The 25344-nt window shown below is 69.0% G+C and carries 22 protein-coding genes; 12 read left to right on the top strand and 10 right to left on the bottom strand.

Annotated elements, in window-relative coordinates:
• Nucleotides 1–144 precede the first annotated feature (144 nt).
• A complete protein-coding gene (gene recN / locus B5Y19_RS01275) occupies nucleotides 145–1839 on the top strand; it encodes a DNA repair protein RecN (RefSeq protein WP_079591009.1) in 1695 nt (564 codons plus the stop codon).
• A gap of 276 nt (nucleotides 1840–2115) precedes the next feature.
• On the opposite strand, the gene aidB is transcribed toward recN, so the two are convergent.
• Nucleotides 2116–2934, bottom strand: a complete 819-nt coding sequence (aidB, locus tag B5Y19_RS01270) for an AidB family quorum-quenching N-acyl homoserine lactonase (protein WP_055728871.1) — start codon at nucleotides 2932–2934, stop codon at nucleotides 2116–2118.
• A 254-nt stretch (nucleotides 2935–3188) separates the two neighbouring features.
• Between aidB and B5Y19_RS01265 the strand changes: the two genes are divergently transcribed.
• Entirely contained in the window at nucleotides 3189–5204 is a 2016-nt protein-coding gene (locus tag B5Y19_RS01265) for a DEAD/DEAH box helicase (protein ID WP_055728872.1), read from the top strand.
• A gap of 378 nt (nucleotides 5205–5582) precedes the next feature.
• On the opposite strand, the gene B5Y19_RS01260 is transcribed toward B5Y19_RS01265, so the two are convergent.
• Entirely contained in the window at nucleotides 5583–6374 is a 792-nt protein-coding gene (locus tag B5Y19_RS01260) for a DUF2189 domain-containing protein (protein ID WP_055728873.1), read from the bottom strand.
• Between the two features lie 287 nt (nucleotides 6375–6661).
• Between B5Y19_RS01260 and ligA the strand changes: the two genes are divergently transcribed.
• Nucleotides 6662–8827 carry an NAD-dependent DNA ligase LigA gene (gene ligA / locus B5Y19_RS01255; protein WP_055728874.1) on the top strand — a complete coding sequence of 722 codons (2166 nt, stop codon included), beginning with the start codon at nucleotides 6662–6664 and terminating at the stop codon, nucleotides 8825–8827.
• A 115-nt stretch (nucleotides 8828–8942) separates the two neighbouring features.
• On the opposite strand, the gene B5Y19_RS01250 is transcribed toward ligA, so the two are convergent.
• The gene (locus B5Y19_RS01250) at nucleotides 8943–9911 is read right to left on the bottom strand and encodes an AraC family transcriptional regulator (protein ID WP_055728875.1); all 969 of its coding nucleotides are present in this window, start codon (nucleotides 9909–9911) and stop codon (nucleotides 8943–8945) included.
• Between the two features lie 95 nt (nucleotides 9912–10006).
• On the opposite strand from B5Y19_RS01250, the gene B5Y19_RS01245 reads away from it, so the two are divergent.
• The 4 genes from B5Y19_RS01245 (at nucleotide 10007) to B5Y19_RS01230 (ending at nucleotide 13388) form a co-directional block, all read left to right on the top strand.
• On the top strand, nucleotides 10007–11251 hold the full coding sequence (locus B5Y19_RS01245; protein WP_079591008.1) for an MFS transporter: 1245 nt from the start codon (nucleotides 10007–10009) through the stop codon (nucleotides 11249–11251).
• Between the two features lie 238 nt (nucleotides 11252–11489).
• Complete coding sequence (locus B5Y19_RS01240; protein ID WP_055728877.1) at nucleotides 11490–12353, top strand: AraC family transcriptional regulator; 864 nt, start codon at nucleotides 11490–11492, stop codon at nucleotides 12351–12353.
• Nucleotides 12354–12378: 25 nt separating this feature from the next.
• The gene (locus tag B5Y19_RS01235) at nucleotides 12379–13092 is read left to right on the top strand and encodes an AzlC family ABC transporter permease (protein ID WP_055728878.1); all 714 of its coding nucleotides are present in this window, start codon (nucleotides 12379–12381) and stop codon (nucleotides 13090–13092) included.
• Nucleotides 13089–13388, top strand: a complete 300-nt coding sequence (locus B5Y19_RS01230) for a branched-chain amino acid transport AzlD family protein (RefSeq protein ID WP_055728879.1) — start codon at nucleotides 13089–13091, stop codon at nucleotides 13386–13388. The genes B5Y19_RS01235 and B5Y19_RS01230 overlap by 4 nt, the downstream gene beginning before the upstream one ends.
• A gap of 96 nt (nucleotides 13389–13484) precedes the next feature.
• On the opposite strand, the gene B5Y19_RS01225 is transcribed toward B5Y19_RS01230, so the two are convergent.
• Nucleotides 13485–13736: a hypothetical protein gene (locus tag B5Y19_RS01225; protein ID WP_139384220.1), complete on the bottom strand. Its 252-nt coding sequence runs from the start codon at nucleotides 13734–13736 to the stop codon at nucleotides 13485–13487.
• A 163-nt stretch (nucleotides 13737–13899) separates the two neighbouring features.
• Nucleotides 13900–15735: an aminopeptidase P family protein gene (locus B5Y19_RS01220; protein WP_055728992.1), complete on the bottom strand. Its 1836-nt coding sequence runs from the start codon at nucleotides 15733–15735 to the stop codon at nucleotides 13900–13902.
• Nucleotides 15736–16032: 297 nt separating this feature from the next.
• Here B5Y19_RS01220 and B5Y19_RS01215 point away from each other — a divergent pair, with 297 nt between their 5' ends.
• Both B5Y19_RS01215 and B5Y19_RS26570 read left to right on the top strand, forming a co-directional pair.
• Nucleotides 16033–16278, top strand: a complete 246-nt coding sequence (locus B5Y19_RS01215) for a hypothetical protein (protein ID WP_055728881.1) — start codon at nucleotides 16033–16035, stop codon at nucleotides 16276–16278.
• 53 nt (nucleotides 16279–16331) lie between these two features.
• Nucleotides 16332–16460 carry a hypothetical protein gene (locus B5Y19_RS26570; protein WP_280174370.1) on the top strand — a complete coding sequence of 43 codons (129 nt, stop codon included), beginning with the start codon at nucleotides 16332–16334 and terminating at the stop codon, nucleotides 16458–16460.
• A 42-nt stretch (nucleotides 16461–16502) separates the two neighbouring features.
• Here the strand turns inward: B5Y19_RS26570 and B5Y19_RS01210 are convergent, their stop codons facing one another.
• Nucleotides 16503–17450 (bottom strand): 50S ribosomal protein L11 methyltransferase, encoded by a 948-nt coding sequence (locus tag B5Y19_RS01210; RefSeq protein ID WP_055728882.1) that lies wholly within the window; start codon nucleotides 17448–17450, stop codon nucleotides 16503–16505.
• Nucleotides 17451–17551: 101 nt separating this feature from the next.
• On the opposite strand from B5Y19_RS01210, the gene B5Y19_RS01205 reads away from it, so the two are divergent.
• Complete coding sequence (locus B5Y19_RS01205; protein ID WP_079591007.1) at nucleotides 17552–18346, top strand: GGDEF domain-containing protein; 795 nt, start codon at nucleotides 17552–17554, stop codon at nucleotides 18344–18346.
• Nucleotides 18347–18356: 10 nt separating this feature from the next.
• Here B5Y19_RS01205 and B5Y19_RS01200 read toward each other — a convergent pair whose 3' ends face one another.
• On the bottom strand, nucleotides 18357–19112 hold the full coding sequence (locus B5Y19_RS01200; RefSeq protein ID WP_055728883.1) for an SDR family oxidoreductase: 756 nt from the start codon (nucleotides 19110–19112) through the stop codon (nucleotides 18357–18359).
• A gap of 122 nt (nucleotides 19113–19234) precedes the next feature.
• Here B5Y19_RS01200 and B5Y19_RS01195 point away from each other — a divergent pair, with 122 nt between their 5' ends.
• Entirely contained in the window at nucleotides 19235–19633 is a 399-nt protein-coding gene (locus B5Y19_RS01195; RefSeq protein WP_197282448.1) for a winged helix-turn-helix transcriptional regulator, read from the top strand.
• Between the two features lie 165 nt (nucleotides 19634–19798).
• Here B5Y19_RS01195 and B5Y19_RS01190 read toward each other — a convergent pair whose 3' ends face one another.
• Together B5Y19_RS01190 and B5Y19_RS01185 are read right to left on the bottom strand one after the other, a co-directional pair.
• Nucleotides 19799–20221, bottom strand: a complete 423-nt coding sequence (locus B5Y19_RS01190) for a GNAT family N-acetyltransferase (RefSeq protein ID WP_079591006.1) — start codon at nucleotides 20219–20221, stop codon at nucleotides 19799–19801.
• Nucleotides 20222–20254: 33 nt separating this feature from the next.
• A complete protein-coding gene (locus B5Y19_RS01185) occupies nucleotides 20255–22633 on the bottom strand; it encodes an ATP-dependent helicase (protein WP_055728885.1) in 2379 nt (792 codons plus the stop codon).
• A gap of 218 nt (nucleotides 22634–22851) precedes the next feature.
• Here B5Y19_RS01185 and B5Y19_RS01180 point away from each other — a divergent pair, with 218 nt between their 5' ends.
• Nucleotides 22852–24489, top strand: a complete 1638-nt coding sequence (locus B5Y19_RS01180) for an acyl-CoA dehydrogenase family protein (protein WP_055728886.1) — start codon at nucleotides 22852–22854, stop codon at nucleotides 24487–24489.
• 110 nt (nucleotides 24490–24599) lie between these two features.
• Here B5Y19_RS01180 and msrB read toward each other — a convergent pair whose 3' ends face one another.
• Nucleotides 24600–25031, bottom strand: a complete 432-nt coding sequence (gene msrB / locus B5Y19_RS01175) for a peptide-methionine (R)-S-oxide reductase MsrB (protein WP_244555461.1) — start codon at nucleotides 25029–25031, stop codon at nucleotides 24600–24602.
• Nucleotides 25032–25344: the final 313 nt, after the last annotated feature.

Here is a 25344-nt window from a genome sequence, read left to right as displayed (position 1 = left end):
CCGGAGCGGCCGAGAGCCAGGAGGCGCCCGCCGCCCGATGCCGCAGGCATCCGGCCCGGCAGCGACGCAGCGATCGTCCGTCCCCGCCCGGCCATCGCCGGGCGCGAGCGATCCGGCCGGCTGCCTAGGTCGAGCTGAGCGCCCATGCTGGCGCAGCTCTCCATCCGTGACATCGTCCTGATCGACAGGCTCGAGCTGAGCTTTCGCGAAGGTCTCAGCGTGCTCACCGGCGAGACCGGCGCGGGCAAGTCGATCCTGCTCGACGGTTTCGCGCTGGCGCTCGGCGGGCGCGGCGACGGCTCGCTCGTGCGCCATGGCGAGGCGCAGGGGCAGGTCAGCGCCGTGTTCGACCTGCCGCTCGACCACGCCGCGCGCCGCCTGGCCCAGGCCCAGGAAATCGACACCGACGGCGATCTCATCCTGCGCCGCGTGCAGTATGCCGACGGGCGCACCCGCGCCTTCATCAACGATCAGCCGGTCTCGGTGCAGATCCTGCGGATGGTCGGCGCGGCGATCGTCGAGATTCACGGCCAGCATGACGACCGCGCCCTGACCGACCCGGCCCAGCACCGCGCCATCCTCGACGGCTTCGGCGGGCTCGAGGCGCAGGCCCTGGCCGTCGCCGAGGCGAGCGAGATCCTGAAGCGGGCGCGCCAGGCCCTGCAGGCGCAGCGCCTGCGGGTGGAAGCGGCGCGCAAGGAGGCCGATTTCCTGCGCCATGCCGTCGAGGAGCTCGGCAAGCTCGCGCCGCAGCCGGGCGAGGAGGACGCGCTCGCCGCGACCCGCCAGTCGATGATGCAGGCGGAGAAGGTCGCGCGCGACCTGATCGACGCCCATGAGGCCGTCGGCGGCCAGGCCTCGCCGGTTGCGGCGCTGGCCGCCGTGCTGCGCCGGCTGGAGCGCCGGGCCGGGCAGGCGCCGGAGCTGGTCGAGCCCGCGATCGCCGCCCTCAACAGCGCCATCGTCGCGCTGGAGGAGGCGGGCGAGACGCTGGCGGCCGCGACGCGTGCTGCCGAATACGACCCGCGCGAGCAGGAGCGGATCGAGGAACGGCTCTTCGCACTGCGCGCGGCGGGCCGGAAATACGACGTTCCGGTCGAAGGGCTGCCGGCGCTGGCCGCGACGATGGCGGGCGACCTTGCCGCGCTCGACGAGAGCGAATCCTCGCTCGCCCGGCTGGAGGCGGAGCTGAAGGAGGCCGAGGCCGGCTATCTCGTGCTGGCGCAGGCGCTGTCGGAGGCCCGCGAGGCGGCCGCGGCGCGCCTCGACGCGGCGGTGAAGGCGGAATTGCCGCCGCTGAAGCTGGAGCGCGCGCGCTTCATCACCCGGATCGAAAGCGACGCGGGCGCGCGCGGGCCGGAAGGCTTCGACCGCGTCGAGTTCTGGGTCGAGACCAATCCGGGCACGCGACCGGGGCCGATGATGAAGGTTGCCTCGGGAGGCGAGCTCTCGCGCTTCATGCTGGCGCTCAAGGTCGTGCTGGCCGAGCGTGGCTCGGCCCCGACCCTGGTCTTCGACGAGATCGACACCGGCGTCGGCGGCGCCGTCGCCGATGCGATCGGCGAGCGGCTGGCGCGGCTGGCCGGGCGCGTGCAGGTGATTTCGGTGACGCATGCTCCCCAGGTCGCGGCCAAGGCCGGCCAGCATTTCCTGATCGCCAAATCGGCGACGGAGGCGGCGGGCGAGGACAAGGCGGCCGGCACGGTGACGCGCGTCACAGCGCTGGCCGACCAGGCCCGGCGCGAGGAGATCGCCCGCATGCTCGCCGGCGCCTCGATCACCGAGGAAGCGCGCGCCGCGGCCGGACGCCTGCTGCAGGCGGCGGGCCTGCGCGGCTGAGGTCGCTTGCCAAGCCTCAGGCGAATTCCCCGATCTCGTCATTCCGGAGCGCCGGGAGGCGATCGGTCCAGAACCATGACCACCACACTCCCGTCATGGTCGGGCTGGTCCCAACCATCCACGTCTTTCCCCGTGCAATGCGGTGTTCAAGACGTGGATGCTCGCCACAAGGGCGAGCATGACGACAGCTGGAAGCGGGTCGTGTTCACGGGTTCCGGGCTCGGGCCTGCGGCCTGCTCCGGAGTGACGGCGCGGTTTCGGTGGCGGATGCCCTGACTACGCAGCAACCAATCCGTAGCCCGCGCCCTTCCTGACCACGCGCTTGAACCCCTCGACATGCCCGCCCGAGACGAGCCAGCCTTCGCCCGCGGCGCGCTCGAGGATGGCGCGGCGTGAGGCGACCGCGGTCGCGGCGTCGAAATCATAGACGAAGCCGATCTCCGGATCCGAGGCTTGCAGGTCGGAGAGATGCAGCGCGTCGCCCCAGAGCAGCAGGCTCTCGTCCCCACCATCGATCAGATAGCCGGCATGGCCGAAGGTGTGGCCGGGCAGCGGAACGAGCGTGATGCCGGGATGCGCGGCGCCCGTCACGCTGCGGATCCGGCCGCCATAGTGCCTCCTGAGCGTGGCCGCGATGGCGAAGCCGCCCTGCTTCTTCTCCGGCGTCCGCGCGCGGTTGGCATCGTCGCCGAAGAAGCCGAGATCGGCTTCGGGGACGATGATCTCGGCATTGGGGAAGCGGGCGCGGTCGCCGTCGAAGAGGCCGAGCGCATGGTCGCCATGGAGATGGGTGATCAGCACCCGCCGGACCGCTTCGGGCGCGATCCCCGTTGCGGCCATCACCGCCGGCGCGTGGCCCATCGCCGCGCCCCATGACGGGCCGGTGCCCGCATCCACCAAGGTGACGCCGTCGGCGCCTCTCAGGGCGAAGCAGTTGACGACGATGCTGACCTTCGGCTTGCCCCAGCGCGCGATGGCCTCGTCGCGGGCGGCCTCGCCGTCGGCATGGATCAGCACGTCGAGCGGGGCCTCGAAGACGCCGTCATGCAGGATCGAGACCTCATAGCCGCCAATGCGACGGGATTTCTGATCCATGGGCGTCCTCCGCTTGGGCATCGCGCTTCGTCGACGAGGCGGAAGCTAGTGGGGCCGGCGCCTCGCCGGCAAGGCGCATCCGGCCCGGTTCGGCCCTGCACGCGACGCGGGCATGCCGCATTTCCTTTTGCGCCGCTTTGCTTTATGAGCCGTTTCCATCCGATGGTGCAGCCTGCCCGTCAGTGCCGCTTGAACCCATCGCCCACGCTTCGCGTCGTTCCGCCGACTACGCCGCAACCCTAGGCCCGTATCGCATGTCCTTCTCCCTCACGAGCCCGCCGCTCGCGCGCGCGCTCGCCGATCGCAATTACTCCGACCCCACGCCGGTGCAGAGCGCCGTCCTCGAAGACGCTGCACGCGGGCGCGACCTGCTGGTCTCCTCGCAGACCGGCTCCGGCAAGACCATCGCCTACGGCCTCGCCATCGGCGAGACCCTGATGGGCATGGCCGAGAGACTCGGCCCCGCCGGCGAGCCGCTGGCGCTGATCATCGCGCCGACGCGCGAACTCGCCTTGCAGGTGCAGCGCGAACTCGCCTGGCTCTATGCCCAGACCGGGGCGCGGGTGATCTCCTGCGTCGGCGGCATGGACCCGCGACGCGAGGCGATGCTGCTCGACGAAGGCGCGCATATCGTCGTCGGCACCCCCGGCCGCCTGCGCGACCATATCGAGCGCCGCCGTCTCGACGTCTCCGGGCTGAAGGCGGTCGTGCTCGACGAGGCCGACGAGATGCTCGATCTCGGCTTCCGCGACGACCTCGAATTCATCCTGAAGACCGCTCCCGAGAGCCGTCGCAGCCTGCTGTTCTCGGCCACCTTCCCGAAGGCGATCGTCCAGCTCGCCCAGAACTACCAGCGCGATGCGCTGCGCATCGAGGTGGCGGCGACGACGCGTGGCCATGCCGACATCGCCTGCAAGGCGGTGCGCGTCTTCCCGAAGGAGGCCGAGCTCGCGGTCGTCAACCTGCTGCGCTTCCACGATGCGCCGGTGGCGCTCGTCTTCTGCAACACCCGCAACGCCGTGCGCCATCTCGAGGCGATCCTGCTGGAGCGCGGCTTCACCACCGTCGCCCTCTCGGGCGAGCTCGGCCAGAACGAGCGCAACGCGGCGCTGCAGGCGCTGCGCGACGGCCGGGCCCGGGTCTGCGTCGCGACCGACGTCGCGGCGCGCGGCATCGACCTGCCGGGGCTCGACCTCGTCATCCATGCCGAGCTGCCGCATGACGCCGAAGTGATGCAGCATCGCTCGGGCCGCACCGGGCGCGCCGGCAAGAAGGGCACGAGCGTGCTGCTCGTGCCGCCCTCGCGCCGGCGCAAGGCCGAGCGCCTGCTGATGGAAGGCAAGGTCGAGGCCGAATGGATCGCGCCGCCGACGCCGGAGGAGATCCGCGCGCTCGATCAGGAGCGCCTGCTCGCCGATCCGCTGCTGAGCGGGGAGGGCGGCGAGGACGACGCCGGCATGATCGAGGCGCTGATGGCCGGCCGCGAGGCCCGCGACATCGCCGCGGCGCTGGTCAGGCTCTATCGGGCCCGGCTGCCGGCGGCGGAAGAGGTCGGCGATCCCGGCTATGGCCGCGACGAGCGCCGGCCGGTGCGTACCAACGAGGATTATGCCGCCAAGCGCCGGCCCTTCGGGGCAGGGCGCGACGAGGGCGAGGATGGCGAGCGGCCGCGCAAGCCGGCCGGTCCGCGCGGCGACACCGTCTGGTTCCGGCTGGATATCGGCCGCAAGCAGGGCGCCGATCCGCGCCAGCTCCTGCCGATGCTGTGCCGCCGCGGCCGGATTACGCGCGACGAGGTCGGCGCGATCCGCATCTTCGACCGCGAGACCAAGGTCGAGATCGATGCCGATGTCGCCGACCGCTTCTATGATTCCGTGCGCATCCCGGATCGCGACAAGATCGTGATCGAGCCGACGAGCGAGGCCGAGCGCCGCCCGGCGAAGTCCTTCGCGGACAAGGCCGAGCGCCCGGCCGCGCCGCGCCGGAGCTGGGGCGATGAGCAGGCTTCCGAGGACAGGCCGCAGCGCAAGCCCTTCCCGCCCAAGGACGGTGATCATCGCGAGCCGCGTGGCGAGGACCGCAAGCCCTATCGCGCGGAAGGCAGGCCCCAGCGGGACGATGCCCGGCCGCGCCGCGATGACGGCAGGCCCGCCGGCGGCAAGAAGCCGTTCGCTCCGAAGGGAAAGCCCTTCGCCGGCAAGCCGGAGCGGCCCGAAGGCGGGCGCCCGGCCGGCAAGCCCTTCGGCAAGGGCAAGCCGCGCCGCGGCTGATCGTCGGGCCTGGACCCGTCCTCGCGCGGCGCGACAGCGACGGAGCAATCCGGGAGCCGTGAGGCCGAGCGTCTCGCGCAACCCCTGGATTGCTTCGCGAAGCCTCTTCTCCGGCTTGCCGAAGGCAGGATCCGGGGGCTCGCAATGGCGACGCCGGCGCGGGCCCCTCCGTTCTCAGCGCAGGCCGAGGAAGGAGAGGATCGCGAGCACCACGACGATGAGACCGACGATATAGATGATGTTGTTCACGGGAAGCCCCCTGTCCTGGTTGAGCCGCATGGCCCGTTCGGTGCGCAGTGAACCGCGTCCGGGGGATAAAGGTTCCGTGAGGGCGAAGGCGAGCGCCGGCTGGTCCGGCGCCCGCGAAGCGGACAAAGTTCAGGCCACGACCTTGCGGTAGAGGTGCCAGGTCGCATGGCCGAGCACCGGCATCACCACGACCAGCCCGACCAGCACCAGCGCGCAGCCCAGCACCAGGAGCCCGGTCACGATCAGGCCCCAATACATCATCACGCGCGGATTGGCCTCAACGGCGGCGATCGAGGTGCGGATCGCTGTCGGGGCATCGACATGCCGGTCGATGATGAGCGGGAAGGACACCACCGAGATCGAGAAGGCGAGGATCGCGAAGAGCAGCCCGATCGAATTGCCGACGACGATCATCACCCAGCCGTCGAAGGTGGTGAAGACGGCGCGCAGGAAATCGCCGGTCGAGACGTCGGCCGGCAGGCCGAGCAGCCCGCGATAGATCACCCAGGCACTGAGCAGCCAGGCGAGGAAGAGCCCGGTGAGCATGGCGCCGAGCAGCGCGATCTGCCCGATCGAGCGCGATTGCAGCACGCCGAGGGCATGCGTCCAGGACGAATCCAGCCCCTTCTCGCGCCGGCGGCTGACCTCGTAGAGCCCGATCGCGGCGAAGGGGCCGAGCAGGGCGAAGCCCGAGAGCAGCGGGAAGAGCAGGGGGAAGATGTTGTAGCTGACCGTGAGCTGCGCCAGCACGATGCCGGCGATCGGGTAGATCAGCGCGATGAAGACGAGGTGGCTCGGCTGAGCCTCGAAGTCCTTCCAGCCACGCCACAGCGCGTCGCGCAGATCCATCGGGGTGATGGTCCGGATGCGCGGCTGCGAGAGCGTGGCGATGTCATGTACGGTGCCGTCGAGATTGGCCATGGCAGGTCTCCCCGGTTCCGGCCCGGTTCGCCATGGCTGTCGACATGATCCTTGGCGTCAACGGCCTTAGGCGTCGAGCTTCCAATTCCCAGCCCGCGAACTATACGCGCGAAAGCCGGATTTGTCGCAAGGCTTCTCGCGGATGTGCGCAGGCGAGCCTGCAAGCCCTCGTCCTGAGCAGCGGGCCGATGGCTGCTCTTTCGGGGTGAGGGCTCAAGGATCGGCGCGGCGCTGAGCGTCGGCTCCTGCCCTTTCTCGTCAGCGCCATCTCGCCTAATGCTTCCCGCATGAGCGACGCCAAAGACACCACCCTTTCCGAGACGCCCGTTGCCGAGCTGACGGCGCGGCGGGCGAAGGTCGAGCACAAGCAGCTCGCCGCCCAGGTGCAGGCGGCGAACGACGCCTATTTCCAGGAAGACCAGCCGATCATGGACGATGCCGCCTATGACGCGAAGCGTCAGCGGCTGGTCGCGCTCGAGGAGGCCTTCCCGGAGCTGAAGGAGACCGGTGGCGTCAGCGACAAGGTCGGCGCCAGGCCATCGGGCAAATTCGCCAAGATCCGTCACCGGGTGCCGATGCTTTCGCTCGACAACGCCTTCTCCGACGAGGCGGTGGCCGAGTTCGTGGCCCGCGTCTACCGCTTCCTCGGCCGCAAGGAGGAAGAGGGCATCGCCTTCACCGCCGAGCCGAAGATCGACGGGCTCTCCCTCTCGCTGCGCTACGAGAAGGGCGAACTGGTCGCGGCGGCAACGCGCGGCGATGGCGAGGAGGGAGAGGACGTCACCGTCAATGCCCGCACCATCGCCGAGATTCCGCAGACCCTGGCCGGGCCGGATGTGCCCGATATCGCCGAGGTGCGCGGCGAGGTCTATCTCGGCCATGCCGATTTTGCAGGGATCAACGAGCGCCAGCGCGAGAAGGGGCTGCCTGAATTCGCCAATCCGCGCAACGCCGCGGCGGGCTCGCTGCGCCAGCTCGACGCGACGATCACGGCCTCCCGGCCGCTGCGCTATTTCGCCTATGCCTGGGGCGAGATGCCGGTGCTGCCGGCGCCGACCCAGATGGGCGTGGTCGAGACCTTCCGGCGCTGGGGCTTCCGCACCAACCCGCTGATGAAGCGCTGCGAGAGCGTGGAGGAGCTGATCGCCCAGTACCGGCTGATCGAGAGCCAGCGCGCCACGCTCGGCTACGACATCGACGGCGTCGTCTACAAGGTCGACGATCTCGCGCTGCAGGCGCGGCTCGGCTTCGTCTCGCGGGCGCCGCGCTGGGCGATCGCGCACAAGTTTCCGGCCGAGCTCGCGACGACGGTCCTCGAGGCGATCGACATCCAGGTCGGCCGCACCGGCGCGCTCTCGCCGGTGGCCAGGCTGAAGCCGGTCACGGTCGGCGGCGTCGTCGTGACCAATGCGACGCTGCACAACGAGGATTATATCCGCGGCTTCGATTCCAAGGGGCTGCCGATCCGTGACGGCGCCGATATCCGCATCGGCGATACGGTGACGGTGAAGCGGGCGGGCGACGTCATCCCGCGCGTCGAGGCGGTCGATCTCGCGAAGCGGCCTGCGGATTCCAAGCCCTATGAATTCCCGACGCTCTGCCCGGCCTGTGGCAGCCATGCGACGCGGGAGCTCAACCCGCGCACGGGCAAGGAGGATGCGGTGCGCCGCTGCACCGGCGGCCTGATCTGCCCGGCGCAGTCGGTCGAGCGTCTCAAGCACTTCGTCTCGCGCGACGCGATGGATATCGACGGGCTCGGCGACAAGCAGATCGAGTTCTTCCATGGCGATCCCGACCTGCCCGTGAAGGAGCCGGCCGACATCTTCACGCTGGCCGCGCGCGATGCGGGTAATCTGAGGAAGCTCAAGGACAAGGAGGGCTTCGGCGCCGTCAGCGCCAGGAAGCTCTTCGACGCGATCGAGGATAGGCGCCGGCCGCCGCTCAACCGCTTCATCTTCGGGCTCGGCATCCGCCATATCGGCGAGACCACGGCGCGGCTGCTCGCGCGCCATTACGGCTCGTTCGAGGCGCTGCGGGCGGCGGGCATTGCTGCGGCGGACGAGGCCTCGCCCGAACGGCAGGAGCTTGGCGCCATCGACAGCGTCGGCCCCACCGTGGTCGAGGCGCTGATCGAGTTCTTCGGCGAGCCGCATAACGAGGAGCTGCTCGACCGGCTGCTCGCACAGGTCTCGCCGCAGCCGCTGGAGGCGGTGGCCTCGGCCAGCCCCGTCGCCGGGAAGATCGTGGTCTTCACCGGCGCTCTGGAACGGATGACCCGCGACGAGGCCAAGGCGATGGCCGAGCGGCTCGGTGCCAAGGTGGCGGGTTCGGTGTCGTCGAAGACGGACCTGCTCGTCGCCGGGCCGGGGGCGGGCTCCAAGCTCAAGGACGCCGCCAAGCACGGCGTCGAGGTGATCGACGAGGCCGGCTGGTTCGATCTGGTGGGCGGTTGAACGCGCTCGTCATTCTCGGGCGGACCGAAGCGCAGACCCGAGAATCTTGTGACCAAAGCGCGCCTTCACGTCGTGAGATGGTCGGGTCAAGCCCGACCATGACGCGAGACGTTACCTACTCCGCCGCCGCCGGCGTGAACATCGCGACGGGCGGCACTTCGCCCGCCGCACGGACCTGGCTCGGCGCCAGGCCGGTGATGCGCTTGAAGGCGCGGCTGAACGAGGCTTCCGATTCATAGCCGAGGCGCTGGGCCACCACCGCGATCCGGAGCTTGTCGCGGGCGAGCCATTGCCGGGCCTGGTGCATGCGGACCTGCGCGACATAGCGCGCCGGGGTCTCGCCGACGACCTCGGCGAAGCGCTCGGCGAAACCGGAGCGCGAGGCGCCCATCAGCTCCGCTAGGCTCTCGACCGTCCAGTCGGTCTCGGGATGGGCATGGACCGCCGCCAGTACCCTGCCGATCTGCGGGCAGCGCGCCGCCGCGACCCAGCCCTTGGCGGCGCCGCAGCCGCGTTCGACCCAGGCGCGGATGATCGCGGCCGCCAGCACGTCGGCAAGGCGCGCCAGGATGCCGCCCGCGCCGACGCGGTCCATCGCGACCTCCTGGCCCATCGCCTCCAGCAGATGCGGGATGCCGGGCTCGTTGGCGATGAACTCGCACATGCGCATCACATCCGGCATCAGCCGCAGCAGCGGGTGGTCGGGATCGACATTGAAGGTCATGCGGCCGGTGAAGAGGAGCATGTGCTCGCCGTTGCCGCCGCCCTCGACGTCGAAGATGTTGCCATAGGCCTCGCGCACGCGGCAGTTGCAGGGAGGCGATGCGACAGCCTCGGGCGAGCTCGCCAGCACATGGCCGCCGCCGCGCGGCAGCAGCAGGGCGTCGCCGTCGCGCAGCTCCAGCCATTCGCCATCGGGCGTCTTCAGCCAGCAGCCGCCGCGCGAGATGAAATGGAAGCAGGCCTCGCGGCTCTGCGGATAGGCGACGCCCCAGGGCGCTGCCATCTGGCAGCGGCTGTAGTCGACGCCGTCGAGCCTCAGGCCTCGGAGCATCTCGGTCAGGTGATCGGCGGGAGCGGTCATGGCAATCCTGGACGAACGGTCATGAGATGCGGATTATATAGCATGGAAAGTCCATGGGGCCACGCCCATCTTCCGGCGACCTCATGGAGACCCCCATGTCAGATTCCCTGTCTGCCACCACCCTCGCATTCGACGATGCCGCCGAGGAGGCCCGCGAAAAGCCGGCCTGGGCCGCCGTCACATCCCTGACCTTCGGCGTGTTCGGCCTCGTCACCGCCGAATTCCTGCCCGCCAGCCTGCTGACCCCGATGGCCGCCGATGTCGGCGTTTCGGTCGGCGCGGCCGGCCAGGCCGTGACCGCCACCGCGGTCGTCGGCGCGATCGCCGGCCTCGCCGCGGCCATCGTGACGCGCGGCATCGACCGGCGCATCGTGATCTGGTCGCTGACCAGCCTGTTGATCGTTTCCAGCGCGCTCGCCGCCGTCGCGACGAACCTGCCGACCCTGCTCTTCGCCCGCGTTCTGCTCGGCATCGGGCTCGGCGCCTTCTGGTCGATGGTGGCGGCGACCGCGATGCGGCTGGTTCCGCCGAGCGCGCTGCCCAAGGCGATGTCGCTGATCTTCACCGGCGTCTCGGTCGCGACCGTCAGCGCGGCGCCGATCGGCGCCTATCTCGGCAACCTGATGGGCTGGCGCTTCGTGTTCTGGCTCTCGGCGCTGATCGGTGTGGCGACGCTCGTCATCCAGATGGCGGTGCTGCCGCGGCTGCCGGCGCGCGGCTCGCCCGATATCGGCACGCTGTTCCGGCTGCTCGGCCGGCCGAGCATCGCGCTCGTGCTCGGCAGCATCGTCGTGGTGATCTCCGGGCATTTCGCAGGCTTCACCTATGTCCGCCCCTTCCTTGAACAGATTCCGCAGCTCTCGGTCGAGGCGATCTCGCTCGTCCTGCTCGCCTATGGCGTCGGCGGCTTCTTCGGCAACTTCCTCGGCGGGGCGATCACGGCGCGCAGCGCCAAGGCCTCGGTGATCTTCGGCGCCTTCGCGATCGCGTTGATGGGGGCCAGCCTGCTGTTCGCCGGTGCCTCGCCGGTCGCTTCGGCCGTCGCCGTCGGGCTCTGGGGCTTCGCCTTTGGTGCGCTGCCGGTCGGCTTCCAGACCTGGCTGGTGCGCGTCGCGCCGGAGGAGGAGGCCGAATCCGCCGGCGGGCTGCTCGTCGCCGCCTTCCAGGTCGCGATCGCGAGCGGCGCCATCTTCGGCGGGCTCCTGGTCGACGGCTTCGGCACGCTCGGCGTCATCGCCTACGCCACCGTCGCGACGCTGGTCGGCGGCCTCGGCGTGCTGCTCCTCGGCGCCAAGAGCCCCGAGCGCGTGGGCGCCGGTGCGGCCGCGCATGCTCTCTGATACGACCTCCCGGATATGAGCCCTCATCCTGAGGAGCCGCGAAGCGGCGTCTCGAAGGATGTCCAGGAGGCTCCGGAGGCATCTGGATCGCCCTTCGAGACGGCCCTTCGGGCCTCCTCAGGGCGAGGGCTATTGAAAACCGGGTTGCCCCCGGAATGACCAAACTGATCGGGCGCGTGATGCGCCCGATCACTTTTCTTCAAGACAGCGATGCGGCGAGAGGGTTTATGCTCGCGCCATGGAAGCAGTCACACAGGGCGAGACATTCTGCCTCGAACCGCTCGTCGCCGGCGAGCGGGCGAAGCTGTTTCCGGCCGCCCGGTTCGACGGGCTGGACTGCCTCGCCGCAACCTTCCGCCGCCATGCCTACGCACCGCACCAGCACGAAAGCTATGTGATGGGCGTCATCGAGGCCGGCTGCGAGACCTTCCGGGTCCGGGGCGAGCGGCACTATGCGCGGCCGGGCCAAATCACCTTCGTCAACCCGCTCGAGACCCATGACGGCGAGCCCTATGGGCCGGGCTACAGCTATCGGATGACCTATCCCGAAGTCGGGCTGATCCGCGAGGTGGCGGCCTCGCTCAGCGGTCGGGCGATGATCGGGACGCCGTTCTTTCCGCAGCCGCTGGTGGAGGATGCCGAGGGCGCTGCGCTCTTCGCCGCCGCGCATCGCGCGATCGAGGATGGCGACGACCTCATGGCCGGCGAGGAGATGCTGCTGCGCTTCTATGCCCGCTGCCTCGCGCACCATGCCGATCTCGCCGTGCGGTCCGTGGGAGCGGAGGGCGGGCCCGTCGCCCGGGCCCGGGAAGTCTTCGAGGCCCGCTATGACGAGGACCTGTCGCTCGCCGACCTGGCGCGGCTCACCGGCCTGCCGCGCCACCACCTGATCCGCGCCTTCCGCCGGGAGACGGGGCTGACGCCCCATGCCTATCTCGTCGATGTCCGCGTCCGGCGCGCCCGCGAGCGGCTGCGGCGCGGCGAAATGCCCGGCGACGTCGCGGCGGCGACCGGCTTCTGCGACCAGCCGCATCTGACCCGTGCCTTCAAGGCCCGCTTCGGCGTTACGCCAGGGGCCTTCCGCGCGGCGCATGCCGCCTGAGGCGGCCTTTCGAGAGAACCGAACCATGCCCACGATGCGCGACGACATCAGGCGCGGCCTGAACGACATCTGGCCGGCCGCGGTGGCCGCGGCGCCGATCGGCCTGCTCTTCGGCGCGGTCGCCGCCAGCAAGGGGCTCTCGCCGGTCGAAGTCTTCCTGATGAGCGTGATGGTCTTCGCCGGTGGCGCCCAGTTCGCCGCGATCGAGCTCTGGGCGAGCCCGGCGCCGGTGGCGGCGCTGGTCTTCTCGACGCTGCTGATCAATGCGCGCCATGTGCTGATGGGCGCCTCGCTGGCGCCCAAGCTGCAGGGCTTCAGCCGCTGGCAGAAATTCCTCGGGCTCTACTATATGGCGGACGAGAACTGGGCGCTGGCCGAGAAGCGCGCCCGCACGCACCGGCTGACGCCGGCCTACTGGTTCGCGATGGTCGTTCCTTTCGTGCTCGGCTGGCTGATCAATTCGACGCTCGGCGCGGTGATCGGCGCGGTGCTGGGCGACCCGAAGCGGCTCGGCGCCGATTTCGCCTTCACGGCGCTGTTCATCGCACTGGTCGCCGCCTTCTGGAAGGGCAGGGTGACGTTCTGGACCGTCGCGGCCGCTGGCATCGCCTCGGCGGTGACCTATCGCCTCGCCGGGCCGCCCTGGCATGTCGCGGCCGGGGCGCTCTGCGGGCTGTTGGCCGCCTGGCTCGCGGCGGGCTCCGAGGCGCAGCCGGCGACGAAGGAGGCCGAGGCGTGAGCGTCGACCCGATCAACCTCCTCGCCTTCCTCGGCATGGCGATCGTGACCTATGCGACGCGCGTGGCGGGGCTTGCGCTGGCGGGGCGGCTCAACCTGTCGCCGCGCGCGCAGGCGGCCTTCGACGCGATCCCGCCCGCAGTGCTGGTCGCGGTGATCGCGCCGAGCGCGCTCGCCACCGGCTGGGCCGAGACGGCCGCTGCAGCCATCGCCGCGCTGGCGGCGACACGGCTTCCGCTGCTGGGCGTCGTGGCGGTCGGCGTCGTGGCCGTGGTGGCGTTCCGGCTGGTGATGTGAGTCGAGTCGCGCCTAGTTCTGACGCGCATCTTCCCTCGCAGGTCTGAGCAACCTCTGCGCGCCACCGAAGCGCTGCGAGGAGTCGTGCTCGCGTTGTCAGCCTGTCTTTGCTTTCTGGCGGCAATTTTTGGCGTATTCGCGGCGCAATTCTCTCCTCTGTTCCATGTCCAGCCTGCTTGTTCTGTCCTTCTTGATCACCTGGTTGGCTTCTTCCTGGCATGCGTCGCGAACGCTATCGCTGCCGCCTTTCTGTTGAGCCTCTGCCGGCAGAGGCAAAAAAGCCAGGGTGGCAACGGCCAGTACAAGCTTCAGGGGCATGGCATATCCCTCTTTGTTTCGCTTCGACATGGCGGCAGATCGAGCCGGAAAATACGTTATCGCATCGGGGATTTGCGTCCATTACTTTTCGTCGCCTGCCGTAGCGTTATCGTATGAGATCTGGCATATTCCGCCTTTGGCCGCCGGAAAATACTTCCGGCGGCCAGGAATTAGCCTAGCGGAAAGGCGTCGATCACAGCGGCCGGCAGGCCTTCTCCAGCCAGGCCTTCGCCTCGCCCGAGACCTGCGGCGAAAGCTTCTCCCAGACCTCGGCGTGGTAGGCATCGATCCAGGCGATCTCGCCGGCATCGAGCATGCCCTTCTCGATCAGTGCCCGCTCATAGGGGCACCAGGTGATCGTTTCGAAGCCGTAGATCACGCGCTCGGCGCCGGGGATCTGGCGCTCCTCGACCACGATCAGGTTCTCGATGCGGATGCCGTATTCGCCCTGCTTGTAGTAGCCGGGCTCGTTGGAGAGGATCATGCCCGGCTCCAGCGGCGTGGTGCCCAGCTTGGACAGGCGCTGCGGCCCCTCATGCACCGAGAGATAGCTGCCGACGCCGTGGCCGGTGCCGTGGTCGAAGTCGAAGCCGCCCTGCCAGAGCGGCAGGCGGGCGAAGGCATCGAGCTGCGCCCCCGAGGTGCCCTTGACGAAGACCAGCCGCGAGATCGCGACATGGCCCTTGAGCACGCGGGTATAGCGATCCCGCATCTCGGCGCTGGGCTCGCCGATGACGATGGTGCGGGTGATGTCGGTGGTGCCGTCCTCGTACTGGCCGCCTGAATCGACCAGGAAGATGCCGGGCTCCAGCTTGCGGTTGGTCGCTTCGCTGACGCGGTAATGCGGCAGGGCGGCGTTGGGGCCGGCGCCGGCGATCGTCGTGAAGGAGACGTCCTTGAGCAGCCCGGTCCGGAGCCGCTCGGCTTCGAGCGCCGCGACGGCGTCGATCTCGGTCAAGCGGCCCTTCGGCGCCTCGCGCGCCAGCCAGGAGAGGTAGTTCGTCATCGCCGCGCCGTCGCGCAGATGGGCGGCGCGGGCGCCGTTCAGCTCGGCCGTGTTCTTGCGCGCCTTCATCAGCGCGATCGGGTCGGTGCCGGCATCGGGCGTGCCGCCGGCGTCGCGGATCAGCGTCGCCAGGGCCGAGGCGGCGGTCGTCGCATCGAGGCGGACCTTCGCCTTGGCCGCGCCGAGCTTCTTCAATTGCTCCTCGAGGGCTGCCGGGGCGGCGATCTCGCCGACCGCGCCGATGGCATCGCCGGCTTCGTTGGTGATCTTCTCCGGCGCGAGGAAGACGGTCGGGCGGCCTTCGCGCGGGACGATGGCGTAGCCGAGCGGCAGCGGCGTGTGCTCGACATCGCCGCCGCGGATGTTGAACACCCAGGCCAGCGCGTGCGGATCCGACACCACGAGGGCATCGACCTTCGCCTCGGCCAACGCTTTGCGGATGCGGTCGAGCTTGGCGGCCGGGGTCTCGCCGGCATAGGCGGCCGGGTGCGCCTTGACCGGCGCGGAGGGCGCTGCCGGGCGGTCCGACCAGAGTGCGTCGACCGGATTGGCGGAGAGGGCAACGAGGCTGCCGCCCGCCGCCGCGGCGGCCTTCTCCAGCCTGGCGACGCCATCGACGGTGTGCAGCCAGGGATCGTAGCCGAGCTTGCCGCCGGCCGGCAGATTCTGCTCGATCCAGCGCTCCAGCGGCGTGTCCTCCATGCGCACCGGCGTGACGACCGCGGTGTCCGTCTGCTCGGCGGACTGGATGGTGTAGCGGCCGTCGACGATCAGCGCCGCCTTGTCTGCCAGCACCACGGCATTGCCGGCCGAGCCGGTGAAGCCGGTCAACCAGGCGAGCCGGGCCATATGGGCCGGGACATATTCGCCCTGATGCTCGTCGGCGCGCGGGATCACGAAGCCGTCGAGGCCCTGCGCCGCCAGTGCCTGGCGCAGGGCGGTGACCCGGCCCGCGACCTGCCTGGGGTCGCTCGGCTCGGAAAAGGACTGGAAGCGGCAGGTCGGCAAGGTCGAATCGGTCATGGCAGGGTCCGGAATGGCGTGCGGCATCGTCGCGCCCCGCCGGTGAAAGCGCCAGCGCAAATGCGTCGGCGCGGCGATGCCCGTCCGGTGGGGCCGCGCTGCCTGTCCGAGCTGCATTGTGCCATTTGGTTATGCAATCAACGCAAATATTAACGCCAATGGGCCAATTGCATGCGTTTTCTGCATATCTCGCATATGCGAACATATCTTCTCGCAGGTGCGAAATGATCCCACCTTAGTCGCATAAGAGAACGAGGAAGCGACCGGGACTGTCCTTCGTTTTTCGGAGATGGACCCATGACCTATGTGTTGAACAACGCCGATGTGCTGCCCGTAGCGGTGGCGGCCGAGACCACGGCCCGCAAGGCCGACAAGCCGGGTGTGATGCAGCGCCTCTATGCCGCGCTGATCGAGAGCCGCAAACGCTCCGCCGCCCGCGAGCTGCGCGCCCGCAACCTCCTCGTCAACGAGGCTGAGATCGTCCTGGGCGGTTACCCGTCCGCGACGTTGTCGAGCGACGTCTCGCTGCCTTTCAACCGCTGAATTCCCGGCCGTCGCGGCCAAGCCGCGCGCCGGCAACATCCAGGATCACAACCATGATCGCCATCATCAAGCATGTCGTCGAGCAGATCGTCGATGCGGCGAAGTTCGCCGCCGCCGTCTGGCACGATGCTCGCAGCCTCCAGGCCGAGGCCGAGCGCAAGTACGGCCATATCGACTTCTGACGTCGAAGAGTAACGACCTCGCGCTTCCGACAGCGCCGGAGGTCAGGCAGGGCGGCGGAGCCTCGGGGCTGCGCCGCCTTTTTTCATGACCAGCGTCGCCCAGCCCTCGCGCAGCGATTGACTGACGAGATAGATGCCGTGGTGGCGGTAGGCCGAGGCCACGCCGGCGACGTCCATGGCGAGCAGCCCGGACAGGATCAGCGTGCCGTCCCGCGAGAGCACGCGCGCGATCGAGGGCGCGAGCTGCCGCAGCGGCCCGGCCAGGATATTGGCGAAGACGAGGTCGAAGCGGCCCGGGCGATTGGCCTTGGCATGGCGCAGCCCCGGCGCGACATAGAGATCGAGCGCGTTGGGCGCGTGGTTGAGCCGCGCGTTATGGGCGGAGACTTCGACTGCGACCGCATCGATGTCGCCGGCGACGACCTTGCGCTTGATCTGCTTGGCGAGCGCCAGTGCCAGGATGCCCGTGCCGGTGCCGACATCGAGCGCGTGGCGTGGCCGGCGCTTCTTCAGCGCGGCGTCGAGCGCCATCAGGCAGCCCGAGGTGGTGCCGTGATGGCCGGTGCCGAAGGCGAGCGCCGCCTCGATCTCGATGGCGACGTCGTTGACCCGCACGACATCGCGGTCATGCGCGCCATGGACGATGACGCGGCCGGCGCGCACCGGCTTCAAGCCCTCGAGACTGGTCGCGACCCAGTCCCGCGTGTTCACCGTGGTGAAGGGGGTGGTGTCGACGGCATCGCCGACGATCGGCCGCAGCAGGTCGCGCACCGCCTCTTCGTCGGGATGGTTGGCGAAATAGATCTCGACCTTCCAGGGCGCGTTCAGCGAGAGCGTGGTGACGCCTTCCTCGAGCTCGAAGGCCGAGATCGCGGTCTCGGTCGGATCGAAGATCTCGCCGAGCAGTTCGGTCAGGGCCCGGGCCTTCTCGCCCGAGGTGGAGAGTTCGAGGACGGTCGCGACCGTCGCCGGCAGGAGGCCTTCGCGCATGGCGCGGGCTTAGCAGGCGCGCCCGCCGCTGTCATCGGAAATGGCCGGCGTTGCCGCTGCGAAACCCAACGTTCAGCAATCCCCGCTACGGGGGCTGGACCATGACCTCCTCGACGTGCCGCATCATCCTCAAGGCCAGCCTTGCGACATTGCTGTCGATCGCGGCTTCGCTCGGCATCGCGGTGACGATCGTGCCGATGCTCGGCGGCGTGGTCGACGGCAATGCCTGGCTGATGTGCATCCTGTGCCCGCTCCTGATCGCCTGGCCTGTGAGCGCCTGGCAGTTCTGGCAGGGGCAGCGGCTGCGCGACGCCTTTGCCGAGATCGCGCGGCTGCATGGCGAACTCGAGGAGACGCATCGAGAGCTCTCCGCCGCGCATGATGCCCTTCTGGAAAAGGCGCGCCGCGATGGCCTGACCGGGATGCTCAATCGCGAGAGCTTCCTCGCGGCGCTCGATGAAGCGATAAGCGGGGGCGGGCAGGGCACGCTGCTCTTCATCGATGCCGACCATTTCAAGCAGATCAACGACCGCTTCGGCCATCCGGTCGGGGACGATGTGCTGCGCCGGCTGGCGAAGGCGATCGCCGGGGCCGTCGGCAGGGGCGGACTGTCGGGGCGCTTCGGCGGCGAGGAATTCGCCGTCTATCTCCCCGGCATCGCGCTGCCCGATGCGCGCCCCGCCGCGCTGCGGATTCTCGATGCGGTCCGGAGGCTGAAGATCGAGGCTCCCGGCGGCAGGGCGATCGGCCTGACGGTGAGCATCGGCGCCGCCGGCCAGGCCGGCGGCGCGGCGCTCGACGAACTGGTCATCGAGGCCGACGAGCAGCTCTACCGGGCGAAGGCGCAGGGCCGGAACCGCGCCGTCTTCGCGCTCGACATCGCCGCCGTCGCCTGAGGTGCGTCGTTCAGGCGTGCTGGGCGTTCAGCGCGGCGAAGACCTGCGCGAACTGGCTGTTCGCCTCGGCATGGCGCAGCGGCTTGCAGCGCTCGACGATGACCTCGTTGGCCTCGGGTTGGGTTTCGAGGATCGTCATCACCTCGGAGATGAATTCGGCCAGCGGCATCGCGGCCGGGTCGACCGCCTGGTGCGGGCCGAGCAGCTCGGTCTGCACATAGGGCGGCGCGATCTCGACGACCTCGACAGACGTGCTCTTGAGCTGCTCGCGCAGGCCGATCGACCAGGAATGGATCGCGGCCTTGGTCGCGGAGTAGGTCGGCGTCGCCGCCAGCGGCACGAAGGCCAGGCCCGAGGAGACGGTGAGCACCGTGGCGCGGGGCTGCTTCAGGAGGTGCGGCAGCAGCGCCGTCGTTAGCCGGATGGGACCGAGCAGGTTGGTCGCGATCGTCTCCTCGGCGATGGCGAGGTTGTCGGCGGCCGGGACGTTTTCCGGCTTCATGATGCCGGCATTGTTCAACACGGCATCGAGCTTCGGGAAGCGCTCGACCACCTGCCGGGCGAAGGCCTCGATATCGGCCTTGTCCTGGATGTCGAGCAGCATCGATTCCATGCCGGGATTGGCCGTGGTGACCGCGCCGAGCACCGCTTCGCGGCGGCCGGCGACGATGACCTTGTTGCCCCTGGCGTGCAACGCCTCGGCGAGCGCGCGGCCGATGCCGGAGCCGCCGCCGGTGATCAGGATGGTGTTGCCGGAGATGTTCATGACGGGCCCTCTTGTGGTTGCGCTTCGGGAGGTGGCAACGTCGGTCTTCAAAGGAAAGAAGGCGCCCGAAGGTGCCATACGCACCAAAAGGAGAGTGTCGGATGCAGGCGATCCGGATGGCGATGGCGGCGATGCATCGACGCAGCGAGGCGATCCCGCCGGTCAGCCCGGCGGTCGAGTCGCTGGTGCGGCAGGTGATCGCGCAGGTGGCCGACAAATGGACGATGCTGGTGCTGGAGGCGCTCGAGGAGCACGGCACCCTGCGCTTCACCGAGGTCGGCCGCATCGTCGGCGGCATCAGCCAGAAGATGCTGACCAAGACGCTGCGCGAGATGGAGCGCGACGGGCTGGTGGTCCGGACCGTCCATCCGGTGATCCCGCCGCATGTCGACTACACGCTGACCGAGCTGGGGCGCGAGCTCAGCGCCGCCTTCTGCGGTGTCTGGACCTGGGCCGAGACCTATTACGCCGAGGTCTCGGCGGCACGGAAGGCTTTTCGGGAGCGGGAAGGCGGAGCGTGAGCAACCCTTCTACCGCATCTCAGCCCTCATCCTGAGGAGCAAGCCGAAGGCTTGCGTCTCGAAGGATGTTCCAGGAGACTCCGGAGATATCTGAAGCATCGTTCGAGACGCCGCTTCGCGGCTCCTCAGGATGAGGGCTCGAATTTGCGGCTGGCCTCCGGGCGCTCAGAGGTCCTTGGTCAGGTAGATCCGGGTCGCGCCGGGCGGTTTCGGCGCAATCTCGCCGAAGACCTGCCAGCCGAGCTTCTTGTAGAATTCCGGCGCCTGGAAGCTGATGGTGAAGAGCACGGCCTTGCTGCAGCCGCGCTTGCGCCCTTCCTCCTCGGCCATGGCGAGGATGCGGCTGCCGACGCCGGTGCCGCGCAGGCTCTTCGGCAGATAGACGGTGTCGATGAAGAGCACGCCGAGCGAGGTGCGCCCGGCCAGCCCGCCGATGGGTTCGCCGGTCTCCGGATCGCAGACGCGGATCGCGAGCGGCTGGCGGTCATGCCGGCCGATCTTCTCGTCGTTGTAGCCTTTCAGGCCGTTGGAAAGGACCTCGCGAAAAGCAGCGTCTTCGGCGTCGGTGAGCACGATCTGGGGAGTCATGGTCGGTCTTTTCGAGGATGGTGTCGGATAAGTTCAGCCGGCCTTCTGCACGAAAGAATCCAGCACCATCTTCCGGCCGGCCTTGTCGAAATCCACCGTCAGCTTGTTGCCGTCGACGCTGGCGACCGAGCCGGGGCCGAACTTGACGTGGAAGACGCGGGCCCCAGCGCCATAGGCCGACTCGCCCGTGGATTTGGCGGTGAGCTCGCCCTCGATCAGCAGCGGGCCGCGCTGGCGCGAGCCGCCTCCGAAACCGCCCTGGCCGAAGCCGCGGCCGCTCTCCGAAAAACCGCTGCCGCCGCCGTTGCGAGCACGGTTCTCCTGGGCGCGCTGCCAGCCCGGCGTGTTGTAGCTTGAGCCGAAGCTCTCCATCCGGTCGAAGCGCGAGGCGCCGTAGCCGCCCTGCGAATAGCTGGTCGGCGCCTGCTCGACCTCGACATGCTCCTCCGGCAATTCGTCGATGAAGCGGGAGGGCAGGCTGGTCTGCCAGAGCCCGTGGATGCGCCGGTTCGAGGCGAAATAGAGCTTCAGCTTCTTGCGGGCGCGGGTGAGGCCGACATGGGCGAGGCGACGCTCCTCCTCGAGGCCGGCGCGGCCGTTCTCGTCGAGGGCGCGCTGGTTCGGGAACAGCCCTTCCTCCCAGCCGGGCAGGAAGACCGTGTCGAACTCCAGGCCCTTGGCCGCGTGCAGCGTCATGATCGAGACGCGCGCCTCGGCCTCGCCATCGGCGACGTCCATCACCAGCGAGACGTGTTCGAGAAAGGCCGGCAGGTCGGGGAATTCGTCGAGCGAGCGGACGAGTTCCTTGAGGTTTTCGAGGCGCCCGGCGGCATCGGCCGAACGGTCCTTCTTCCACATCTCGGTGTAGCCGGATTCCTCCAGCACCAGCTCGGCGAGTTCGCCCTGCGGCATGTGCTCGGCGCGCGCCGACCAGCGGCCGAAGGCATCGACCAGCTCGCGCAGCGCCGTGCGGGCCTTGGGCTTCAATTCGTCGCTCTCGACCGCGGCGCGGGCGGACTGCATCAGCGAGAAACCGGCGGCGCGGGCGTGGTTGTGCAGGAGCTGGACCGTCGCGTCGCCGAGGCCGCGCTTGGGCACGTTGACGATGCGCTCGAAGGCGAGATCGTCGGTGGGCGAGACGACGCAGCGCAGATAGGCGAGCGCATCGCGGATCTCGGCGCGCTCATAGAAGCGCGGGCCGCCGATGACGCGATAAGGCACGCCGGCCTGGACGAAGCGCTCCTCGATCTCGCGCATCTGGGCGGAGATGCGGACGAGCACCGCGACCTCGGCGAGATTGTAGCTCTTGGCCTGCATCGCCTCGATCTCGTCGGAGATCAGGCGGGCCTCTTCCTGGCTGTCCCAGGCGCCGGTGATGGTGACCTTCTCGCCGGGCTCGTCCTCGGTGCGCAAGGTCTTGCCGAGGCGGCCCTCGTTGCGGGCGATCAGCTTCGAGGCGGTGGCGAGGATATGGCCGGTGGAGCGGTAGTTGCGCTCCAGCCGGATCACGGTCGCGCCCGGAAAATCGTGCTCGAAGCGCAGGATGTTGTCGACCTCGGCGCCGCGCCAGCCATAGATCGACTGGTCGTCGTCGCCGACGCAGCAGATGTTGCGCCGGCCCTGCGCCAACAGTCGCAGCCAGAGATACTGCGCCGTGTTGGTGTCCTGGTACTCGTCGACCAGGATGTAGCGGAAGCGGTCGTGATAGGTCTGGAGCACGTCCGGGCAGTCGCGGAAGAGCGTCAGGCAGTGCAGCAGCAGGTCGCCGAAATCGACGGCGTTCAGCGCCTTCAGCCGCTCCTGATAGGCGGCGTAGAGCTTGCCGCCCTTGCCGTTGGCGAAGACGGCGGCCTCGCCATGGGGCACGTCCTTGGGCGCGAGGCCTCGGTTCTTCCACGAGTCGATGAAGCCTGCCAGCATGCGGCCGGGCCAGCGCTTCTCGTCGATGCCCTCGGCCTGGATCACCTGCTTCATCAGGCGGATCTGGTCGTCGGTGTCGAGGATGGTGAAGTCGCTGCGCAGGTCGAGGAGCTCGGCGTGGCGGCGCAGCAGCTTGGCCGAGATCGAGTGGAAGGTGCCGAGCCAGGGCATGCCTTCGGCGACCGGGCCGACGAGATGGGCGACGCGCTCCTTCATCTCGCGCGCCGCCTTGTTGGTGAAGGTGACGGCGAGGATCTGCGAAGGGTAGGCGCGGCCGGTCGAGATCAGGTGGCCGATGCGGGTGGTGAGCACTCGGGTCTTGCCGGTGCCGGCACCGGCCAGCACCAGAACCGGGCCCTCCGTCGCCTCGACCGCCTGGCGCTGCTCCGGGTTCAGCCCCGCGAGATAGCCGGCCGCCGGCTGCGCCGCGGCGCGCGCGGCGAGGCCGCCGGGGCGGGGCGGGGGGGCGGAAAAGGGGTCGGTATCGGACAAGGGTGTGCAGTGCTCGTGCGTGATTCGTTCTCCGGCGAATATAGGGCGCCCGTGTCAGGATTGCGCCCTCGTTCGTGCATTTTCCATTGGATCAAGCGGGGCTCGATCGTCATGCTCGGGCTTGTCCCGAGCATCCACGTCTTGAACGCTGCCTTGGATGCGCGAAGGCGTGGATGGTCGGGACAAGCCCGACCATGACGGCAAGGCAGGATGCGGCAATGACAAGCAGTGTCTGGCAGGTCAGCAACCAAGTGCCGGTGCTGGCGGAGTACGACGCCTTCGCCGCCGATCCGGTTCTGCCGAGCATCGTCGCGGCCTTCGGAGCCGACTGGGCAAAGGAGCGCCTGCACGAGGCAGGGCGGACGGTCGGTTCGGCACGGGTGCAGGAACTGGCCTATCTCGCCAATCGCTACACGCCCGAACTTCGCGCCTTCGACCGCTTCGGCAACCGCATCGACGAGATCGCGTTCCATCCGGCCTGGCACGAATTGATGGGTCTCGCCATCGGGCAGGAGACGCATGCGCTGGCCTGGAACCGGCCCGAGCCCGGGGCCCAGGTGGCGCGGGCCATGCTGCAATATCTCTGGTACGGCACCGAGCCCGGCATCTGCTGCCCGATCAACATGACCTATGCCGCCGTTCCGGTGCTGAAGCAGGACCCTCTGCTTTGGGAGCAGTGGGGTTCCCTCGTCACCTCGAACCGTTACGATCCGCGGCAGGGGCCCGCCCATCTCAAGACCGGCGCGACCGTCGGTACGGCGATGACGGAGACGCAAGGCGGTTCGGATCTGCGCCAGACCCAGACCTATGCCGAGCACAATGGCGACGGCACCTGGTCGCTGCACGGGCGAAAATGGTTCTTCTCAGTGCCGCATTCCGACGTCTTCCTGACGCTGGCGCGGACGGGCGAGGCCATATCCTGCTTCGTCGTGCCGGGCTGGCTGCCGGATGGGGCGCGCAACGGCGTCGCGATACAGCGGCTCAAGGAAAAAGTCGGCAACTGCTCGAGCGCCTCCTCCGAGGTCGAGTTCCGTGGCGCCATCGGCCATCTCATCGGCGAGCAGGGACGGGGCATCCGCACCGGGCTCTCGATGAACCACAATTCGCGGCTGGACATCGCCGCCGCCTCGGCGGGGCTGATGCGGATGGCCGTCTCGCTCGCGGCGCATCACGCGCGACATCGCCGCGCCTTCCAGAAGGCGCTGATCGACCAGCCGATCATGCAGAACGTGCTGGCCGATCTTGCGCTCGAGGCGGAAGCAGCCGCCTGGCTCGCCTTCCGGCTGTTCGCGGCGCTCGACCGGCAGGAGGAATCGGCGAGCGAGCGGCTGCTGGCCCGGGTCGGGGCGCCGATCGCGAAATACTGGATCACACGGCGGGCGCCTGCCCTCGTCGCCGAGGCGCTGGAATGCCATGGCGGCAACGGCTTCATCGAGGAAAACCCGATGGCGCGGCTCTATCGGGAGGCGCCGCTCAATGCGATCTGGGAGGGTTCTGGCAATGTCATCTGCCTCGACGTGCTGCGCTCGCTGGCGCGCGAGGCGGGAGCCGTCGACGTGCTGCGGGCGGAGTTGATGGCGGCCGCGGGGGGGGACCGGCGCTACGACGCGGCGCTGAAGCGGCTGGAGGACGAACTGCCCGAGATGATGCGGAACGAGGGGCAGGCGCGGCGATTGACCGAATGGTTGGCGCTGATGCTGCAGGCGTCGCTGCTGCTGCGCTTTGCGCCACCTGCGGTCGCCGACGCCTTCATCGTGACACGGCTGGGCGATGGCTGGTCGGGGCAGTTCGGGGATTTGCCGCCGGCTGTCGATGCGGCGGCGCTGGCGCGGCGGGCGGTGCCGGCGGTTTCATAGGCTCGACCGTCATGCTCGCCCTCGTGGCGAGCATCCACGTCTTGAACGCGGCACAGGCCAGAAAAGACGTGGATGGTCGGGACAAGCCCGACCATGACGACGGTGCGGCTTCAGCTTGCTTCCGGCTCGAAATTCATCGCCACGCCGTTGATGCAGTAGCGCAGGCCGGTCGGAGGCGGGCCGTCCGGGAAGACGTGGCCGAGATGGCCGCCGCAATTGGCGCAATGCACCTCAATGCGGTGCATGCCGAACTTGAAGTCCTCGGAGGTGCCGACCGCACCCTCCAGCGGCTGGTCGAAGCTCGGCCAGCCGGTGCCGCTCTCGAACTTCTTGCCCGATCTGAACAGCTTCTGGCCGCAGCCGGCGCAGGAGAAGGTGCCGGCGCGCTTCTCGTAGTTGAGCGCGCAGGAGCCGGCCCGCTCCGTGCCGTGGCCGCGCAGCACCTGGTACTGCTCCGGCGTCAGCCGCTCGCGCCACTCGGCGTCGGTGAGCTGGAAGGGGAAGGTCTCGTCCTGCTGCTTCGGCTCGCCGAACATGCTCATCAGGCCCATTGCGATCTCCCTGTTTGCGGGCGGTGAGCCGCCTTGCCGGCTCTCGTGCCCGCCAATATGGCGCTCCACGTTCCGGATTTCAGCCCCGTCGTTCGAAATGGCTCTCGAGACGCCGCGGCGAGAGGCAAGGCTCCGTCACCTGACCGTCACGCGACTCCTCTAGATCGCCGCGCGTCCATTCGGACGCGGCGTGGCGATCCATCCCTTTGCCGAAGCATCGGATTTATCCGGAAAGTGGTTTCCACGTTCCGGTCCGATGCGAGCAGGCCCGCCACCCGCAAAGGGAGGAAAAACGGTGACGCAA

The organism is Allobosea thiooxidans (assembly GCF_900168195.1).
GTDB classification, from domain to species: Bacteria; Pseudomonadota; Alphaproteobacteria; order Rhizobiales; family Beijerinckiaceae; genus Allobosea; species Allobosea thiooxidans.
The sequence above is the reverse complement of the archived record's forward strand: the minus strand, read 5'-3'. Positions and strand labels throughout refer to the sequence as shown.

Coding starts and splice junctions, on each gene's coding strand:
- B5Y19_RS01225 (WP_139384220.1), bottom strand. CDS start 13,736: ATGTCGAAGCGAAACAAAGAGGGATATGCCATGCCCCTGAAGCTTGTA.
- B5Y19_RS01220 (WP_055728992.1), bottom strand. CDS start 15,735: ATGACCGATTCGACCTTGCCGACCTGCCGCTTCCAGTCCTTTTCCGAG.
- msrB (WP_244555461.1), bottom strand. CDS start 25,031: ATGAGCATGTTCGGCGAGCCGAAGCAGCAGGACGAGACCTTCCCCTTC.
- ligA (WP_055728874.1), top strand. CDS start 6,662: ATGAGCGACGCCAAAGACACCACCCTTTCCGAGACGCCCGTTGCCGAG.
- B5Y19_RS01260 (WP_055728873.1), bottom strand. CDS start 6,374: ATGGCCAATCTCGACGGCACCGTACATGACATCGCCACGCTCTCGCAG.
- B5Y19_RS01235 (WP_055728878.1), top strand. CDS start 12,379: ATGCCCACGATGCGCGACGACATCAGGCGCGGCCTGAACGACATCTGG.
- B5Y19_RS01205 (WP_079591007.1), top strand. CDS start 17,552: ATGACCTCCTCGACGTGCCGCATCATCCTCAAGGCCAGCCTTGCGACA.
- B5Y19_RS01180 (WP_055728886.1), top strand. CDS start 22,852: ATGACAAGCAGTGTCTGGCAGGTCAGCAACCAAGTGCCGGTGCTGGCG.
- B5Y19_RS01250 (WP_055728875.1), bottom strand. CDS start 9,911: ATGACCGCTCCCGCCGATCACCTGACCGAGATGCTCCGAGGCCTGAGG.
- B5Y19_RS01190 (WP_079591006.1), bottom strand. CDS start 20,221: ATGACTCCCCAGATCGTGCTCACCGACGCCGAAGACGCTGCTTTTCGC.
- recN (WP_079591009.1), top strand. CDS start 145: ATGCTGGCGCAGCTCTCCATCCGTGACATCGTCCTGATCGACAGGCTC.
- B5Y19_RS26570 (WP_280174370.1), top strand. CDS start 16,332: ATGATCGCCATCATCAAGCATGTCGTCGAGCAGATCGTCGATGCGGCG.
- B5Y19_RS01210 (WP_055728882.1), bottom strand. CDS start 17,450: ATGCGCGAAGGCCTCCTGCCGGCGACGGTCGCGACCGTCCTCGAACTC.
- B5Y19_RS01200 (WP_055728883.1), bottom strand. CDS start 19,112: ATGAACATCTCCGGCAACACCATCCTGATCACCGGCGGCGGCTCCGGC.
- B5Y19_RS01265 (WP_055728872.1), top strand. CDS start 3,189: ATGTCCTTCTCCCTCACGAGCCCGCCGCTCGCGCGCGCGCTCGCCGAT.
- aidB (WP_055728871.1), bottom strand. CDS start 2,934: ATGGATCAGAAATCCCGTCGCATTGGCGGCTATGAGGTCTCGATCCTG.
- B5Y19_RS01245 (WP_079591008.1), top strand. CDS start 10,007: ATGTCAGATTCCCTGTCTGCCACCACCCTCGCATTCGACGATGCCGCC.
- B5Y19_RS01240 (WP_055728877.1), top strand. CDS start 11,490: ATGGAAGCAGTCACACAGGGCGAGACATTCTGCCTCGAACCGCTCGTC.
- B5Y19_RS01215 (WP_055728881.1), top strand. CDS start 16,033: ATGACCTATGTGTTGAACAACGCCGATGTGCTGCCCGTAGCGGTGGCG.
- B5Y19_RS01195 (WP_197282448.1), top strand. CDS start 19,235: ATGGCGGCGATGCATCGACGCAGCGAGGCGATCCCGCCGGTCAGCCCG.